Origin of the sequence: Dactylosporangium sp. NPDC005555 (assembly GCF_040605635.1) — a bacterium.
In the GTDB taxonomy this organism is placed as follows: Bacteria; Actinomycetota; Actinomycetes; order Mycobacteriales; family Micromonosporaceae; genus Dactylosporangium.
The window spans coordinates 26,438-43,072 of sequence record NZ_JBEXDG010000017.1 but is presented as its reverse complement, the minus strand read 5'-3'; the positions used below and the strand labels follow the sequence as shown (position 1 = coordinate 43,072).

Below are 16,635 nucleotides of genomic sequence, written 5' to 3'. Positions count from 1 at the left end.
CGTACCACCCGCGCCGGTCGACCACCCCAGGTCGACCGGCGTTTTCCGCTACCCACTGGCTCGCGCTCGACCGGCTGCCGGCGTACGACGTCACGCCCACCTCCCAGCGGGTGGTGCGGGACGGCAAGTACGTCACCGGCGCAGGCGTCTCCGCGGGCATCGACCTGGCGCTCACCCTCGCCGCCGAGATCGCCGGCCCGCAGGTCGCCCGGTCGATCCAGCTCGCGGTCGAATACGACCCCCGGCCGCCGTTCACCGCCGGCTCCCCCGCCACCGCGCCACCGGCGCTCGTGTCGCACCTGCGGGCGAACTCGCACCTGGTGATGTCGACGTAGACTGCGGATCGTGGCGTTCCGTGGCTGGGCCGCCGAGGCCCTCGACTTCTACGACGGTCTCGAGGCCGACAACTCCAAGACGTACTGGACGGCGCACAAGGCCCTCTACGACGAGCAGGTCCGCGCGCCGATGGCCGCGCTGCTGGCGGAGCTTGCGCCCGAGTTCGGCCCGGCGAAGATCTTCCGGCCGTACCGGGACGTCCGGTTCAGCGCCGACAAGTCCCCGTACAAGACCTCCTGCGCGGCGTCGTTCGAGCGCGGCGGCTATGTCCAGCTGACCGCCGCGGGCCTGGCGGCGGGCGCCGGCGCGTACATGATGGACCCGCTGCGGCTGGCGAAGTTCCGGCAGGCGGTCGCCGACGACTCCAGCGGCGTGCCGCTGACCGGGATCGTCGCCGCCCTCGAGGCGAAGGGCACGTCGGTCACGTCGCACGAGCAGCTGAAGTCGGTGCCGCGCGGCTACCCGAAGGACCACCCACGCGCGGACCTGCTGCGGCACAAAGGCCTGATCGCGTGGCACCGGTTCGAGCTGCGCCCGTGGCTGGGCACGGCGAAGGCGAAGACGCACCTGGTGACGTTCTTCCGCTCCTGCGCCCCGCTCCAGGACTGGCTGGCCGCCCACACCTGACCCGCCGCTGCGGTGTCGCGGGGCGACGGGTCACCGGACGGGCGGCCTCAGCGGCGTTCCACGGCCGCGAGGACGACGTCGAAGGGGGCGGAGGCGGCTCGCGCGGCCTCAGCGCGGTCGGCGGCCTCGCGTTCGGCGGCGTCGAGCCACAGGGCGCCCTCGGCGCGGATCGCCTCCCGGGCGGCGGACGCGCCCGCCTGCCACGCGGCTTCGTCCGCCGCGGCGCGGACGAGGATCTCCGGCGGCTCACCCACGGGGACGGCCGGCGGGTCGGCGAGGAGGTTGCCCGGCGGGACGAAGACGACGGGCAGGCCGCTGCCGATCAGGGCCGCCTGCCGCCCGGCCTCGAACGCGGGTGCCGAGACGACCGCGTCGGCGTAGACGGCGGCGGTGCGGGCCGCGGTCGCCGCCCACGAGTGCCGCTCCCGGACCATCTGCCGGGCCTTGCCCGCCAGGCCCTGCGCGAACATCGGGTCCTGCAGCAGGGCGGTCACGGCGTCGGCGAGGCCGTCGGGCTCCCCGACGGGGAACCGGACGCCGGTGACGCCGTGCTCGACGATGGACGCGAGCCCGCCGGTCGACGCGACGACCAGCGCCGCCCCCGACGCCGCGGCTTCCAGGGCGACGGTGCCGGTCGCCTCGTAGCGGCTGGGCATGACGAACGCGTCGGCGGCGGCGAGGACCGCGGCGAGGGTGCGCTGGTCCAGGTGGCCGGGGAAGCTGACGGCGCGGTGCAGCTTGCGCTTGCGGGCCTCCTCGATGAGCGCGGCCCGGTAGTCGCCGTCGCCGGCGACGACGGCGCGGGTGCCGGGGTGCCGGTCACGGATCGCGGGCAGCGCCTCCAGGAGGTCCTGGACGCCCTTCTCGGCGATGAGCCGACCCGCGTACACGAGCAGCGGGCCCTCACCGGCGAAGCGGAGCCGGGCGGCGAGGACCTCGCGCGGGGTCGCCGTCCACATGTCGGGGTCGATGCCGTTGGGCACGACGTCGACGCGTCCGGCGGGGACGTCGAAGAGGTGCTGGACCTCCCAGCGCAGGTAGTCGGTCGGCACGATCACCCGGACCGCCTCCGACCCGAGCCACCACTCGACGGAGTGCACGGAGCGGCTGGTCTCGCCGGTGAGATACCCCTGGTGCCGGCCCGCCTCGGTGGCCTGCATGGAGGCGACGAACGGCAGGCCGAGGGCCTCTTTGAGGGTGACCGCGGCGTGGGTGACGAGCCAGTCGTGGGCGTGGATCACGTCATACCCACCGGGCGGCACCGTCCGCACGGCGGCCTCGGCGAGCAGGTGGTTGACGGCCATGGTGTGCTCGAGGCCACCACTGGACGCGTCGGCCGGGGGCACCGCGGCGCGCACGACCCGGACGCCGTCGACATACGAGTCGGCGGGGGCCGAAGCCAGGAAGCGGGTCACCACGGTCACGGAGTGACCGGCGGCGGACAGGGCTGCGGACAGGGCTGCGACGCGCCCGCGGGGCGCCTCGTCGGTCGTCGGTCGGTGGAATTCCCAGGCGATCATCAATACGCGCATAGCGGATACCTCTCGTCGCCGACTGTCACGGTAGCGCGTTCCGGCGCTTGCGCGGAGCAGCTTCGCGGGCCAATTTCGTCTTTCCCGATTTTTCCGCAGTTGCGGTTTGCAACTTGCGGTTTTCCCTGATCACGGCCCTCGCGTGGAGGACGGCGGCGACCGATCGGGCGGAGAACGGGGCACCGGTCGGGCGGTGCGGGGCGTCACCCTCCGCGATCTCGCTGATCGAGCCGAGACCGCACTCCCCCAGGTGCGCCTCGACGGCGGTGAGCGCCGCGTCCACCGGCAGGCCGGCGGCGACCCGCGCGTCGACGTACGGGCCGAGCCACCACACCCACGCGGTCCCCTGGTGGTACGCGGTGTCACGGGCGACGACCCCGCCGCGGTGGGTGCCGTGGTAGCCGTACTCGCCGGTGGCGAGGCTGCGCAGGCCGAGCGGGGTGACGAGCGCCGACCCGGCCGCCTGCAGGACCCGGGAGCGCAGGTGCGGCTCGTCGGCGGCCGGCGCGTACGGCAGGCTGAACGCGAGCAGCTGGTTGGGGCGCAGCACCGCGTCGTCGTGGATGCTGCCGCCACCCTTCGGGTACGCGGCGGGGTGCGCGTCGACGACGTCGAACAGCCACCCGTCGGGGGCCCGGAAGCGTTTGACGACCTGCGCCTTCACCGCGTCGCGGCGGGCGTGGACGACGGACGCGTCACGGCCGCAGCGTTCCCGCAGCGCGCCGACGGCGCCGAGCGCGTTGGCCCACAGCGCGTTGAGCTCGACGGGTTTGCCGTCCCGCGGGGTGACCGGCCCGCGCGGGAGGCGGGCGTTCATCCAGGTCAGGCCGGCGGTGTCGGCGTCGATGGCGAGGAGGCCGTCGGCGGGGTCGACGCGGACCCCGTCGCTGGTGCCTTTCGTGTACGCGGCGATCACCCCCTCCAGCACGGGCAGCAGTTCGGCGGCGAACGCGTCGTCACCGGTGCGGTGCACGTGCCGTTCGGCGGCGTGGACGAACCACAACGGCCCGTCGGCGTCGTTCAGCGGCGCGGCGCGCATCCGGTCCGGCAGGCCGGCGTGGGCGCGCAGCAGCCGGGCACCCTCCTCGGCGCGGCCCGTCCCGAGGAACAGCCCCTCGTACGCGGTCATCGTGTCGCGCAGGTAGCTGCCGAACCACGGGTACCCGGCGATCACGGCGGGCGTGCCGTCGGGCCGGGTGACGATGAACTGGTCGGCGGCGAGCACGAGCGCCTTGTCGACGGCGTCGCGGGGGCCCGCGGCCCGCAGCAGCTTCCTGGCCCGCCGCCGCGCGTCGGCCACGACCACGGGCGCCGCGGGCGGCGGGGACGCGAGGTCGCCGGACCACGCGGACACCGACAGCGTCTCCCCCACGGCCAGCACCGCCTGGAACGTCCCGGCGGCCCACAGGTCCTCGACCGGGTTCAGCCCCCGGGCGTCCTCCTCGCGGGTGTACGCGCCGAGATACCACCCGCCGACCGGCCGGAACCCGGGCCCGTCCACGCGGTAGGCGTCCTCGACGGTGAACCCGCCGCCGTCCGGTACGGCGACCGACGGCGGATCGCCGCTCCGGTCGCGTTCGGCGTCGGCGGGCCGCCACGTGCACAACGCGGTCAGCGTCAGCTCGACCGTCACGCCGTCGGGCGCGGCGACGAGCCGGTGGACGACGGCGACGCTGTTGCGGCCGCGGGTCATCGCCAGCTCACGCTCGATGACGACCTCACCGATCCGCCACCGCCACCGCGGCACCCCGTCGGCGAGCTCGAAGAGCTCCAGGTGGTGGTGGCCGGCCGGGTCGATCGCGCCGGACGCCCACTCGTGCACGGCGAGCCGCACGACGGCGCCGCCGGGGAGCGTGACGACCGGGTCGAGCGCGGCGAGCGCGAGCTGCCGCTCCGGCGTGACGAGCAGGCCGTGGTAGCGGCGGGTGCGGAGCCCCGGAAGGGTCCCGGTGGCGTGACCACCGGTACCGTCGGTGACGAGCCACTCGTGTTCGAACCCGGCGGACGAACCGCAGACATGGGGGCCGAAGGTCATGACCGATCCCGGGGGCATGTGCCCAACTATGATCCGAACCCCCTTGGTTGAAACGCGCGCCACGACGAAATCGGGGTGTGATTCATCCCTGACCGTTGTCGGAAAGCCGACCCGTGGTCCGGCACGATTCATTATTGATGGCGCTGGGCATATGGCAGCCAGCTTCGCGCGTACCCGAGCGTGAACTTTCGACGCACGTAACACTGTGGCAACGCCGCCCGGGCGAACACCGGTGCCGGGTGGCGGAGCAGCGATAGAGCAGGAGCTGAGATGCAGGTTTGGCCGGGCAACCGGTACCCGTTGGGTGCTACGTACGACGGGCAGGGCACGAACTTCGCGATCTTCTCCGAGGTGGCCACGGCGGTCGAACTGTGCCTCTTCGACGACAACGACGTCGAGGAGCGCGTCAAACTCGTCGAGGTCGACGCGTTCGTGTGGCACGCCTACCTGCCGGGCGTCGACCCGGGGCAGCGGTACGGCTTCCGCGTCCACGGCGAGTACGACCCGTCGCGGGGGTTGCGGTGCAACCCGCACAAGCTGCTGCTGGACCCGTACGCGAAGGCGATCGACGGCGACATCGCCTGGGACCCCGCCGTCTACGGGTACGACTTCAACGACCCCGAGCAGATGTCGACCGCGGACTCGGCGCCGTTCATGCCGAAGGCCGTCGTCGTCAACCCGTACTTCGACTGGGGCAACGACGCCGCGCCGCGCGTGCCGTACCACCACACCGTGGTCTACGAGGCGCACGTGAAGGGCCTCACGATGCGGCACCCGGACGTGCCGGAGGAGCTGCGCGGCACGTACGCCGGCATCGCCCACCCGGCGATCATCGAGCACCTGCGCCGTCTCGGCGTCACCGCCCTGGAACTGCTCCCGGTCCACCATTTCGTGCACGACCAGCGCCTGGTGGAGCTCGGGCTGTCCAACTACTGGGGCTACAACACGATCGGCTTCTTCGCCCCGTACCACGGCTACGCCCGCCGGCACCGCGGCCAGCAGGTCCAGGAGTTCCGCGGCATGGTCAAGGCCCTGCACGCCGCCGGGATCGAGGTCATCCTCGACGTCGTCTACAACCACACCGCCGAGGGCAACCACCTGGGCCCGACGCTCGGCTTCAAGGGCATCGACAACGGCCACTACTACAAGCTCGAGGACGACGACAACCGCTACTACACGGACTACACGGGCACCGGCAACAGCCTCAACGTCCGCAACCCGCACACCCTGCAACTGATCATGGATTCGCTGCGGTACTGGGTGACGGAGATGCGCGTCGACGGCTTCCGTTTCGACCTCGCCTCCACCCTCGCCCGGGAGTTCTACGAGGTCGACCGCCTGTCCACGTTCTTCGAGGTCGTGCAGCAGGACCCGGTCGTCAACCAGGTGAAGCTGATCGCCGAGCCGTGGGACGTCGGCCCCGGCGGCTACCAGGTCGGCAACTTCCCGCCGCTGTGGACGGAGTGGAACGGCAAATTCCGCGACACCGTCCGCGACTTCTGGCGCGGGGAGCCGGCGACGCTGAGCGAGTTCGCGTCCCGCATCTGCGGCTCCGCCGACCTGTACCAGGACGACGGCCGCCGCCCGTTCGCCAGCATCAACTTCGTCACCTGCCACGACGGGTTCACGCTCAACGACCTGGTGTCGTACAACGACAAGCACAACGAGGCGAACACCGAGGACAACCGCGACGGTGAGAGCCACAACCGGTCGTGGAACTGCGGCGTCGAGGGCCCCTCGGACGATCCGGAGATCACCGCGCTGCGGGCGAAGCAGCGCCGCAACTTCCTCACCACCCTCATGCTGAGCCAGGGCGTGCCGATGGTCTGCGCCGGCGACGAGCTCGGCCGCACCCAGGGCGGCAACAACAACGCGTACTGCCAGGACAACGACATCAGCTGGATCGACTGGGACACCGTCGACGAGCAGCTCCTCGCCTTCACCCGCGGTCTGGCGGCGTTCCGGGAGCGGCACCGGGTGTTCCGCCGGCGCCGGTTCTTCACCGGCCGGCCCGTCGCCCGGCAGGAGGGGACGCCGATCCCGGACGTGGCGTGGTTCGCCACCGACGGCCGGCAGATGACCGAGGAGGACTGGGACAACCAGTTCGGCAAGGCCCTCATGCTGTTCGTCAACGGCGAGTCGATCACCGAGCGCGGCTCGCACGGCGAGCGGCACGTCGACGACTCGTTCCTGCTGTGCTTCAACGCCCACTACGAGCCCGTCGACTTCGTCATCCCGCAGCAGGACTACGGCAAGGAGTGGGAGCTGGTGATCGCGACCGCACCCGGGTCGGCGCGCGGCGGTGTGTCGTACACGGCCGGCGGCACCCTCGTCGTGCCGGACCGGTCCCTCGTCGTGCTCGACCGGACGGTGTGAGCCGGTGGTGGCGAACTTCCCCACCGGGACGTACCGCGTCCAGGTGCGGCCGGACTTCGACCTCGACGCGGCCGCCGGGCTCGCCGGCTACCTGCACGACCTGGGTGCGAGCCACCTGTACTCGGCGCCGATCCTCGCCGCGACGCCGGGTTCCCCGCACGGCTACGACGTCGTCGACCCGACCCGGACCAACCCGGAGCTCGGCGGCCGGGCGGCACTGCGACGCCTCACGGACGCGCTGCGGCAGCAGGGCCTCGGCCTGATCGTGGACATCGTGCCCAACCACATGGGCCTGTTCCAGCCTGCCGCGAACCCGATGTGGTGGGACGTGCTCACCCACGGCCGTTCGTCGCGGTACGCGGCCTGGTTCGACATCGACTGGGAAGCCGGCCCGCTCGTCGTGCCGGTCCTAGGGTCTTCCTCCGACATCGCCGAACTGTCGGTCGACGGCGGCGAGCTCCGCTACTACGAGCACCGCTTCCCCATCGCTCCCGGCACCGGGGACGGCACCCCGCAGGAGGTGCACGACCGGCAGCACTACCGGCTCATCGACTGGCGGCAAGCCAACCAGGTGCTCAACTACCGCAGGTTCTTCGCCGTGACCGAGCTCGCGGGTGTACGGGTGGAGGACCCGGCCGTCTTCGACGCGACCCACGCGGAGGTGCTGCGCTGGGTCGCCGACGGTGACGTCGACGGCATCCGCGTCGACCACCCCGACGGGCTGCGCGACCCCGGCGGTTACCTCACCGCGCTGCGGGACCGGGCCCCGGACGCGTGGCTGGTCGTGGAGAAGATCCTGGAGCGTGGGGAGCCGCTGCCGCCGCACTGGCCGGTCGACGGCACCACCGGCTACGACGCTCTCGGCGACGTCTGCGGCCTCTTCATCGACCCGGCCGGCGCCCCACCCTTCGACGGCCCGGACTGGGCCTCAGAAGCGCACGAGCAGAAGCTGGACGTGACCCGGCGGCTGTTCCCGGCCGAGCTGCGCCGCCTCGACGCCCTGGCACCAGGCTCGAAGGAGACCCTCGCCGAGCTGGCCGCGAACTTCCACGTCTACCGCACGTACCTGCCGTACGGGCGGGCCGACTTCGACGCGGCGGCCGCGGAGACGAAACGCCGCCGGCCCGACCTCGCCGGCGCCCTCGACGCGCTGACGCCCCGGCTGACGGACCCGGGCGACGAGCTGTGCGCCCGCTTCCAGCAGCTGACCGGCGCCGTCATGGCCAAGGGTGTCGAGGACACCGCCATGTACCGCTGGAACCGGTTCGTCGCGTTGAACGAGGTCGGCGGGGACCCGTCCAGGTTCGGGGTGCCGCCGGAGGAGTTCCACACCGCCGCCGGGCGCCGCCTCGCCGACTGGCCGGCGGGGATGACGACCCTGTCGACGCACGACACGAAACGCGGCGAGGACGTCCGCGCCCGCCTCGCCGTCCTGTCCGAGGACCCGGACCTGCTGACGCCGCTGCTCGGCCGGGCCGGCATCCCCGACCCGTCGTTCGAGTCCCTGTTCTGGCAGACCGTCGTCGGCGCGTGGCCGATCACCGCCGAGCGGCTGCGGGCGTACATGACGAAGGCGGCCCGCGAGGCGAACCGCTCCACGTCGTGGGACGCCCCCGACGAGACGTTCGAGGCGACGTTCGCCGCCGCTGTGCGCCTGCTGGACGACGACGCCCGGCTGCGCGCCGACGTGGAGACGGTCGTGGCGAGGATCCGGCCGTTCGGCTGGTCCAACGCCCTCGGTCAGAAGCTCGTGCAGCTCACCATGCCCGGCGTCCCCGACGTCTACCAGGGCACCGAGCTGTGGGAGGACTCCCTCGTCGACCCCGACAACCGGCGCCCTGTCGACTTCGCCGAACGTCGCGACCTCCTCGCCGCGCTCGACGCCGCCGCCGCACCACCACCCGTCGACGACTCCGGGGTCGCGAAGCTCCTCGTCGTCAGCCGGGCGCTGCGCCTGCGGCGGGACCGGCCGGAACTGTTCCAGCGGTACCACCCGGTGCCCGTCACCGGCGACGCCGCGGGGCACGCGGTCGCGTTCGACCGGGGCGGCGCCCTGACCGTCGCGACCCGGCTGCCGCTGCGGCTCGCCGCGTCCGGCGGCTGGAACGGCGAAGACCTGAAGCTGCCCGGCGGCACCTGGACCGACGTCCTGACCGGCCGCGAGGTCGGCTCCACCCGGGTCGGCGACGTCCTGTCGACGTACCCGGTCGCGCTCCTGGTGAGGGGATAGCCCGTGCACGAGTTCCGCGTCTGGGCCCCGGCGGCCCGCACCGTCGGCCTCGCCCTGTCCTCCGGCGGTGGGACGACGCTGCCGATGACGGCCGGGGACGGCGGCTGGTGGACGCTGACCCTCCCCGACGCCGGCCACGGCACCGACTACGGGTTCGTCGTCGACGGCGGCGACCCCCTGCCCGACCCGCGGTCCCGGCGGCAGCCGGCCGGTGTGCACGGGCTCAGCCAGGTGTACGAGCACGACTCGTACACCTGGAACGACCAGGAATGGACGGGCCGTCAGCTGCCCGGCAGCGTCGTCTACGAGCTGCACGTCGGCACGTTCACCCCCGGCGGCACGTTCGACACCGCCATCGAGAAACTCCCCTACCTGCGGGACCTCGGCGTCGACCTGATCGAGCTGCTGCCCGTGAACACGTTCAACGGCGAATGGAACTGGGGCTACGACGGCGTCGGCTGGCACGCCGTCCAGGAGTCCTACGGCGGCCCCGACGGCCTCAAACGCTTCATCGACGCCGCGCACCGCTCCGGTCTGGGCGTCATCATCGACGCGGTCTACAACCACTTCGGGCCGTCCGGCGCCTACACGCCGTCGTTCGGACCGTACCTGTCGGCGGGCGCGAACACGTGGGGCCGGTCGCTGAACCTCGACGAGGCCGACTCCGGCGAGGTCCGGTCGTTCATCATCGACAGCGCCCTGCAGTGGCTGCGCGACTACCACGCCGACGGCCTGCGCCTCGACGCCGTCCACGCCCTCGTCGACCGCGGCGCCACCCACCTCCTGGAAGAACTCGCCGTCGCCGTCGACGCGCTGTCCACGGCGGTGGGCCGGCCGCTGTCGCTGATCGCGGAGTCGGACCTCAACGACGCCCGCCTTGTCACCGCCCGGGAAGGCGGCGGATACGGCCTGCACGCCCAGTGGGACGACGACGTCCACCACGCGCTGCACGCCATGCTCACCGGCGAACGGCAGGGCTACTACGGCGACTTCGGCTCCCCCGCCTGCTTCACCAGGGTCTGGACGGAGGCGTTCTTCCACGCCAGCACCTGGTCGTCGTTCCGCCGCCGCCTGCACGGCCGCCCGGTCGACGTCTCGAAGATTCCCGGCCACCGGTTCGTGGTCTGCCTGCAGAACCACGACCAGATCGGCAACCGCGCGACCGGCGACCGCCTGACCGCCACCCTGTCCCCGGGCCTGCTGAAGGTGGGGGCGACCCTGCTGCTCACCTCCCCGTTCACGCCGATGCTGTTCATGGGCGAGGAGTTCGCGGCCCGCACCCCGTGGCAGTTCTTCACCAGCCACCCCGAAGCGTCCCTGGCATCCGCGGTCCGGGAAGGCCGCCGCGAGGAGTTCGCCGCGCACGGCTGGCCACCGGGTGACGTCCCCGACCCGCAGGACCCTGCCACGTTCGAACGCTCACACCTGGACTGGTCCGCTCAGGATCCGGCGATGCTCACGGTGTACCGGTCGCTGATCGCCCTCCGCAAACGCCACCCCGCCCTGTCGGACCCGCGCCTGAACCTCGTCGAGGTCACCCACGACGACGGGCTGCTGCTGATCCGCCGCGGCCCGCACGTGGTCATCGCCAACCTCACCGCCGACCCGCGCACCGTGCCCCTGTCCGCCGACTGCCTCCTCTTCACCACCGACGACGCCACCGTCCTGCAGGCCTCCTCGCTGACCCTCCCCCCGCAGTCCGCGGCCGTCATCTGAGGTGAGCGCACCGGTGGAGCGCACGATGCACCATGCGAACCGGACGATCATGATTGCGGGAGTCAGGTTGTCCCATGTGTGACGCGCTCACGAGGCATTTTGTCAAGTGAGTGCGCCTGCTCAGCAACGCCGCCGACCGGTCCTTGCCCTCGCAGCTCACCCACCAACCACGTTATGGTTGTGCAATGGCTGAACCCCGCACCGTCACTGTGCCCGTCGTCGTGGAGCGCGACGAGGACGGGGTCTGGTGCGCCCACGCCCAACTGCGTCCCGGCGTCGGCGCCCACGGCGAAGGCGACACGGAGGACGCCGCGCTGGACGATCTCCGAGAGGCGCTCCTCGGCCTCATCGAGGAGTTCGGTGCTCCTCGCGAGGTGTCCGTCACGTTGGCAGCCTGATGCCGCCGATCCCTTCCGTCCCGGGCACCCGCGTAGTCAAAGCGTTGGAGCGTCACGGCTTCAACGTGGCAAGGGTCAGTGGAAGCCACCACATCATGCGGCACCCGGACGGACGCGGCACCACGGTGCCAGTCCACGGGAACCGCGACGTCGCCAAAGGCACGCTGAGAGGCATCCTCAACGATGTCTCCATGACCATTGACGAACTCGCCCCGTAGCAACGCAACAAGGCCGCCGAAGGACTGTCCTGGCCCCGGCACGCACGGCCGCGAGACGTCGGATGGGTCAGCACACCGCCACGGAACTGGACCGCAGAGAGCGCGCAACACAGCGGTTCGCGCAACGCATCGCCCGCTCAGCACGAACGAGCAGGTGAGTGCACCGGTGGAGCGGGCGGGACTCGAATCGGCCGTGGGGCAGTGGGATGGTCGGTGAGGTCGGGTAGCGTTTCGGGGATGTTCGGCATGACGGCGGCGCCGGCGTTCAGGTGTGGGTTCGGCGGGGTGCACAGTGCGACCTCGGCCCGGCTGGAGCTCACCGTGCCCCGCCGGCGGGAGCTCCTCGAGGTGTGGAAGCAGCTCGCCGACGGCGAGGCCAGGTTCCGGCTCGGCTGGGACGAGGACGGGCCGTGGGTCGAGCAGGACGACACCGACCCTGTGGTGATCGCCGACGAGGGCGCCGAGTTCCTCGGGCGGGACCCGCAGACCGGGGCGGTCGTCGTCAGCGTCGGGTTCGGGCGCGGCGAGGACGGGTTCATGGAGGTCGCCGGGCTCGTGCATCCGGCCTTCCGGCGGCTCGGGTTCGGGCGGGAAGCCCTCCAGGTGGTCTGCGCGTTCGCCCATCACCACTTCGGCATCGTGGAGCTGCGGGCGAAGTGTGAGACCGACAACGAGGCGGGCAGGAAGTGGCTCGCCTCGGCCGGGTTCCTGCCCGTCGACGGGATCGGGTCGCACACCCTGCCCGACGGCCGGACGACGGCGACGATCCGGTGGCGGCGCCTCGACCCGACCGCGCAACGCCGCTGCAAGCGCCGGTTCATGCCGATCGCCTGACCGAGCGCAACCGCGCGACCGCGCGACCCCGCGGCTGCGTGACCCCGCGAACCCGCGGAAAGCGGAAAGAGGCAGCGCCTCCGACCGGCGGCCGGACGCGGAGGCCCGGACGCTGGCCGGTACACCCCCGTGACGGCTACGCGGCAGAGGTTACGGCTTCCTGAGCGTTGCCTGGAGGGCGCCGACGACGCCGGCGAGTTCGGCGAGCAGGCCGCCGACCGTCGAGGTGTCGTTGCCGCCGATGGTGACGGCGCGCAGCTCGGCGGGTTTCGGCAGCTTGGACACGATCTCCGGCAGGGCGTCGATCAGGCGGGCCTGGATGCTCTCCGGGGACTGCGTGTTGTCGATGCCGGCGCGCAGCCGGGTCCGTTCCAGCTCCAGCAGCCCCTGCTCATGGACGGCCTGGGCCCGGAGCGCCTCGACGGCCAGTTCGCCGTCGACGGTGAGGCGGCGCAGTTCCGCTTCCCGGGCGATGCGCAGCCGGCCGATCTCGGCCTCCTCGTCGGCGCGGTCGCGTTCGAGGGCCGTCGTGTGCCGGGTCGTCGCGTCCTGCAGGTCGGCGAGCGCGCGGCTGTCCTCCTCCTGCCGCTGCGACCGGCGCAGCCGCTCCCCGGCCTCCTGGTCGAACTGCAGCGCCGCGTTGCGGGCCCGCAGGTCGGCGAGTTCCCGGTCGCTTTCGATCTGTTGCGTCTGCCGCAGCCGCGAAGCGGCGAGCTCCCGCGTGCCGATGGCCTCGTCGGCGGCGAGTTCCGCGAGGCGGGCGATGCGTCCCTGTTCGCTGCGGTACGGCTTCTGCAGGTTCTCCCACAGCCGCGCCGAGCTGACCACGGCCTCCTTGATCTGCACGGTGACGATCCGCAGGCCGAGACCGGCGGACGCGTCGGCGGAGGTGCCCTCGGCGACGGCGCGGAGCCGGGCGGTGAGTTCCTCGATGATCGGCTGTTTGTCGCTGAGGACGTCGCTGACGCCGAGGGTGGCGACCTTGTCCTTGATGGCGGCCTCGGCCTGCTCCTTGAGCTGCAGGTTGACCAGGCGCATCGGGTCCTCGGCGTCGCCGAAGTCGAGTTTGCGGTACGCGGTGGAGAAGTCCTCGATGATCCACTGCACGTACGCCTGGACGAGGACGCCCTGCAGTTCGCGGCAGATGCAGAAGGCGTTGATCAGGATGGTCTGCATCGCGCCGGGCACGACGAGATACGAGTCGGTCGCCGGGTTGTAGCGGAACGAGACGCCGAGACCCACGTGCAGCGGCTCGCCGCGGCCGCGGCGGGTGTGCACGACGAACGCGTTCGGCGGGACGATCACGGTCTTCCACCGGCCGAACCCGGTGACCCTGACCTCGACGGCGTTCGGGGTGGGCTGGCTCGTCTGCTGGCGGCCGCCGCCGCGGGACGGCCCGCCCGCGGCGGCCGACTGCGCGGCCACCGCCGCCGGCGCGGCCACGCTGCGCTTCGATCGCAGGTCGTTCTCGAGGCGCTCCTGCTGTGCGACGACCTGCTCCAGGTAGGTGTTCCCGCTCGACATGCGCCCATCTTCATCGACGACGTCAAGCGGCCGGGAACAGGTCCGCGATCTGCTTCATCCGCGCGTCGGTGGTCAGGTCCTCCAGGGACAGCGGCAACGGGATCCGCCAGTTCGGATACTGGGTCGTCGTCCCCGGCAGGTTCGGCTGGCGGGCCTCGCCGAGCACGTCGTACGGCGACGCGAGCACGATCCGGCACGGGGTCCGCACCAGCAGCTGGTGCATCGCGAGGACGATCTCCTCGTCGGTGCTGTCTGGGCCGGTGAGCCCCTCGGCGTCGAGCAGGTCGAGCAGCGCGGTCCGGTCCGCGGTCGCCGCGGCCCATTCGAGTTTCACGTCGCGGGTGAGGACGCCGGCCTCCGCGCGGGACAGGACGTGCTCGCCGGACAGGAAGCCGGCGGCGGTCGGCAGGTCGTGGGTGGAGATGCTGGCGAGGGCGTTCTCGGGCCAGTCGCCGGGCGGCAGGAACCGGCCGTCGGCGTCGCGGGTGAACCACAGCACGGCGGAGCCGAGGATGTTGCGGTCCTGCAGGGTGGCGGTGACGACGTCCTCGACGGTGCCCAGGTCCTCGCCGACGACGACGGCGCCGGCGAGTTTCGCCTCCTCGACGAGGATGCCGAGCATCGCCTCGTCGTCGTAGTACACGTAGGTGCCTTGCGCGGGGGTCTGGCCCGGTGGTACCCACCACAGCCGCCACAACCCGGCGACGTGGTCGACGCGGAGCCCGCCGGCGTGCTTGAAGATCTCCCGGAGCAGCGTCCGCCAGGCGGCGTACCCGGTGGCGGCGAGCCGGTCGGGGCTCCACGTCGCGAGGCCCCAGTCCTGCCCCTGCTGGTTGAACGCGTCCGGGGGCGCGCCGACCTTCGCGCCGGCGGCGATGACGTCCTGCATCGTCCACGCGTCGGCGCCGCCGGGGTCGATGCCCACGGCGAGGTCGTGGATGATGCCGACGGCCATCCCGGCGGCGGCGTCGTTGGCGGCGGCCAGTTGCGCCTCGCAGCGGCGTTGCAGCCACGTGTGGAACGCGACCTCGGCCGGGTCGGCGGCGGCGTACGCGGCGGGTCCCGGCCGGCGCAGCTCCTCGGGCCACCCCCGCCAGTCGGGGCCGTGGTCGGCGACGAGCGCGCAGTACACGGCGAAGTCGGTGAGCTCGGACCGCCCGGCGACGGGACCCGCGCCCGGAGGGCGGAGCAGTGTCAGCGCGGCGCGTTTCGCCCGCCACACCCCGTCGTAGTCGATGAGCCCGTCGGCGGCGTCAGCGGGCCGCAGCGCGTCGACCGCCCCGCGGACCGACGGGTCGGCGGCCTGATATTCGGGCAGGTCGGTGATCCGCAGGTACAGCGGGTTCACGAACCTCCGCGACGACGGCGAGTACGGCGACGTCGGCAGCGGGTCGACGGGCGCGACGGCGTGCAGGGGGTTGACGAGGATCGCCCCGGCGCCGGTCGACGCCGCCCACCGGGTGAAGGCCGCCAGGTCGGCGAAGTCCCCGACCCCCCACGAGCCGGCCGAGCGCAGCCCGTACAACTGGAGCATCCACCCCCAGGTCCGCGGCACCTCCTGCAGCGGCCCCGCCGGCACCACCGGCGCCGCGGCACCCGCCGGGGAGGGTGGGCCGAGCAGCGACAGCACCGTCTCGACGACGTCGGGCGCGATGTCGACGCGCACACCGTCGGAGGTCTCGTAGTAGGTCGCGACACCGCGGGGAAAGGCTGGCACGCGGCTGTCATACCCCGCTGATCTGGTCACGAAGCACAAGGCCGGACACGGCGTCGGCGCCGACGAGGCTCAGCGCCTGCCGGACCCCGCGGGTGCAGCGCACGACGGTGTGCCGGTTGGGCCGGGACTCGGCGAACCGGACGATGGCCCGCGCCCCGGCGGCGTCGAGGAACCGCAGGTCGCTGGCGTCGAGCAGGACGGTGCTGTCGACCTCGGTGACCATGCCGAGGATCGACGGCAGCGACCCTGTGTTGGACGCGTCGAGCTCACCGGACAGCCGCAGGTGGGCACCCCAGCCGCCGACGGTGAAGCGCAGCAGCGGCCCGGAGTGCACGGCCCCGATCGCGGTGAGGGCGTCCTTGTCGAAGCGGCGCCGGTCGTACAGGCAGACCGCGGCCATCCGCCCGTCGCCGAAGAACCGGTTGACCGCCGACTCGTAGGCGATCAGGTCGTCGGTGTCGAAGCCGGCCCGCAGCGTCCACGTCATCTGCCCGGCGACGCACACCGCCTCATACCCTTCCGCGAACGCCTCTTCGCGCACGGTGGTGAGTCCTTCGAGCATCTGCTCGACCCGCCGCGCCCCGGACGCTTCGAACCCGGTGCCGTGCACGGCGACGACGAGCTGCCCGGCGGCGGCGTCGGGAGCGGCGGCCGCGACGTGCCTGGCGAGGTCGACGTCGTCGGCATCGAGGAAGACCACCACCCGCCGCCCCGGGCGGACACTGTCCTTCACGAACGCGGTGAGCAGGTCACGGCACTCGTCGTCGCCGGCATAGGTGACACACACGTGCTCACCCAGCCGCCACGACGGCACCGTGCGCCCCTCCGACACCTCCCAAGACTATGGACAAACCCCCGCGCGGGCTAGAGCGCCGCCGCCCGAAACCTGGCGGAGCGCGACCTCGCCGACACGTGGTGTCGGCCGGCAACGCCAGCAGGACGAGGACACGACATGGCGGTGTGTCGGTGCTCGATGATGCGCATCCGCGGCGTCTTGCGCGCGATCTTGTTGAACAATGTTCAGGTTGACATCGCAGTACGCCCGCCGCTTGAATAACCAGTAGGTTAGATAACCAAGTGGTGAGGTAACTG

13 protein-coding genes are annotated in these 16,635 nt (G+C 72.2%); 8 read left to right on the top strand and 5 right to left on the bottom strand.

The window, feature by feature from the left end:
• The first annotated feature begins 110 nt into the window (after positions 1-110).
• Together ABZS58_RS20760 and ABZS58_RS20755 are read left to right on the top strand one after the other, a co-directional pair.
• Entirely contained in the window at positions 111-335 is a 225-nt protein-coding gene (locus ABZS58_RS20760) for a hypothetical protein (protein WP_354783742.1), read from the top strand.
• 10 nt (positions 336-345) lie between these two features.
• Entirely contained in the window at positions 346-963 is a 618-nt protein-coding gene (locus ABZS58_RS20755) for a DUF2461 domain-containing protein (protein WP_354783740.1), read from the top strand.
• A 47-nt stretch (positions 964-1,010) separates the two neighbouring features.
• Here the strand turns inward: ABZS58_RS20755 and ABZS58_RS20750 are convergent, their stop codons facing one another.
• Together ABZS58_RS20750 and ABZS58_RS20745 are read right to left on the bottom strand one after the other, a co-directional pair.
• A complete protein-coding gene (locus ABZS58_RS20750; RefSeq protein ID WP_354783738.1) occupies positions 1,011-2,483 on the bottom strand; it encodes a glycosyltransferase family 4 protein in 1,473 nt (490 codons plus the stop codon).
• Positions 2,484-2,520: 37 nt separating this feature from the next.
• Positions 2,521-4,548 carry an amylo-alpha-1,6-glucosidase gene (locus tag ABZS58_RS20745; protein WP_354783736.1) on the bottom strand — a complete coding sequence of 676 codons (2,028 nt, stop codon included), beginning with the start codon at positions 4,546-4,548 and terminating at the stop codon, positions 2,521-2,523.
• 252 nt (positions 4,549-4,800) lie between these two features.
• Here ABZS58_RS20745 and glgX point away from each other — a divergent pair, with 252 nt between their 5' ends.
• From glgX to ABZS58_RS20715, 6 genes are all read left to right on the top strand, one after another.
• A complete protein-coding gene (gene glgX / locus ABZS58_RS20740) occupies positions 4,801-6,906 on the top strand; it encodes a glycogen debranching protein GlgX (protein WP_354783734.1) in 2,106 nt (701 codons plus the stop codon).
• A gap of 7 nt (positions 6,907-6,913) precedes the next feature.
• A complete protein-coding gene (gene treY / locus ABZS58_RS20735) occupies positions 6,914-9,136 on the top strand; it encodes a malto-oligosyltrehalose synthase (protein WP_354783973.1) in 2,223 nt (740 codons plus the stop codon).
• 3 nt (positions 9,137-9,139) lie between these two features.
• Complete coding sequence (treZ, locus tag ABZS58_RS20730; RefSeq protein WP_354783732.1) at positions 9,140-10,852, top strand: malto-oligosyltrehalose trehalohydrolase; 1,713 nt, start codon at positions 9,140-9,142, stop codon at positions 10,850-10,852.
• A gap of 185 nt (positions 10,853-11,037) precedes the next feature.
• Positions 11,038-11,250, top strand: coding sequence for a hypothetical protein (locus tag ABZS58_RS20725; RefSeq protein WP_354783730.1), 213 nt, complete (start codon positions 11,038-11,040; stop codon positions 11,248-11,250).
• A complete protein-coding gene (locus ABZS58_RS20720; RefSeq protein ID WP_354783728.1) occupies positions 11,250-11,468 on the top strand; it encodes a type II toxin-antitoxin system HicA family toxin in 219 nt (72 codons plus the stop codon). The genes ABZS58_RS20725 and ABZS58_RS20720 overlap by 1 nt, the downstream gene beginning before the upstream one ends.
• Positions 11,469-11,705: 237 nt before the next feature.
• Positions 11,706-12,302 carry a GNAT family N-acetyltransferase gene (locus ABZS58_RS20715; protein WP_354783726.1) on the top strand — a complete coding sequence of 199 codons (597 nt, stop codon included), beginning with the start codon at positions 11,706-11,708 and terminating at the stop codon, positions 12,300-12,302.
• Between the two features lie 150 nt (positions 12,303-12,452).
• On the opposite strand, the gene ABZS58_RS20710 is transcribed toward ABZS58_RS20715, so the two are convergent.
• From ABZS58_RS20710 to ABZS58_RS20700, 3 genes are read right to left on the bottom strand one after another with little or no spacing between them, the layout of a single operon-like run.
• A complete protein-coding gene (locus ABZS58_RS20710; RefSeq protein WP_354783724.1) occupies positions 12,453-13,826 on the bottom strand; it encodes an SPFH domain-containing protein in 1,374 nt (457 codons plus the stop codon).
• 22 nt (positions 13,827-13,848) lie between these two features.
• A complete protein-coding gene (gene malQ, locus ABZS58_RS20705) occupies positions 13,849-15,543 on the bottom strand; it encodes a 4-alpha-glucanotransferase (protein ID WP_354783722.1) in 1,695 nt (564 codons plus the stop codon).
• 7 nt (positions 15,544-15,550) lie between these two features.
• On the bottom strand, positions 15,551-16,375 hold the full coding sequence (locus ABZS58_RS20700) for an MEDS domain-containing protein (protein WP_354783720.1): 825 nt from the start codon (positions 16,373-16,375) through the stop codon (positions 15,551-15,553).
• Positions 16,376-16,635 lie beyond the last annotated feature (260 nt).

Excerpts from the sequence above, each read along its gene's own strand:
- ABZS58_RS20750 (WP_354783738.1), bottom strand. The coding sequence starts at position 2,483 with ATGATCGCCTGGGAATTCCACCGACCGACGACCGACGAGGCGCCCCGC.
- ABZS58_RS20745 (WP_354783736.1), bottom strand. The coding sequence starts at position 4,548 with ATGCCCCCGGGATCGGTCATGACCTTCGGCCCCCATGTCTGCGGTTCG.
- glgX (WP_354783734.1), top strand. The coding sequence starts at position 4,801 with ATGCAGGTTTGGCCGGGCAACCGGTACCCGTTGGGTGCTACGTACGAC.
- ABZS58_RS20725 (WP_354783730.1), top strand. The coding sequence starts at position 11,038 with ATGGCTGAACCCCGCACCGTCACTGTGCCCGTCGTCGTGGAGCGCGAC.
- ABZS58_RS20720 (WP_354783728.1), top strand. The coding sequence starts at position 11,250 with ATGCCGCCGATCCCTTCCGTCCCGGGCACCCGCGTAGTCAAAGCGTTG.
- ABZS58_RS20715 (WP_354783726.1), top strand. The coding sequence starts at position 11,706 with ATGTTCGGCATGACGGCGGCGCCGGCGTTCAGGTGTGGGTTCGGCGGG.
- ABZS58_RS20710 (WP_354783724.1), bottom strand. The coding sequence starts at position 13,826 with ATGTCGAGCGGGAACACCTACCTGGAGCAGGTCGTCGCACAGCAGGAG.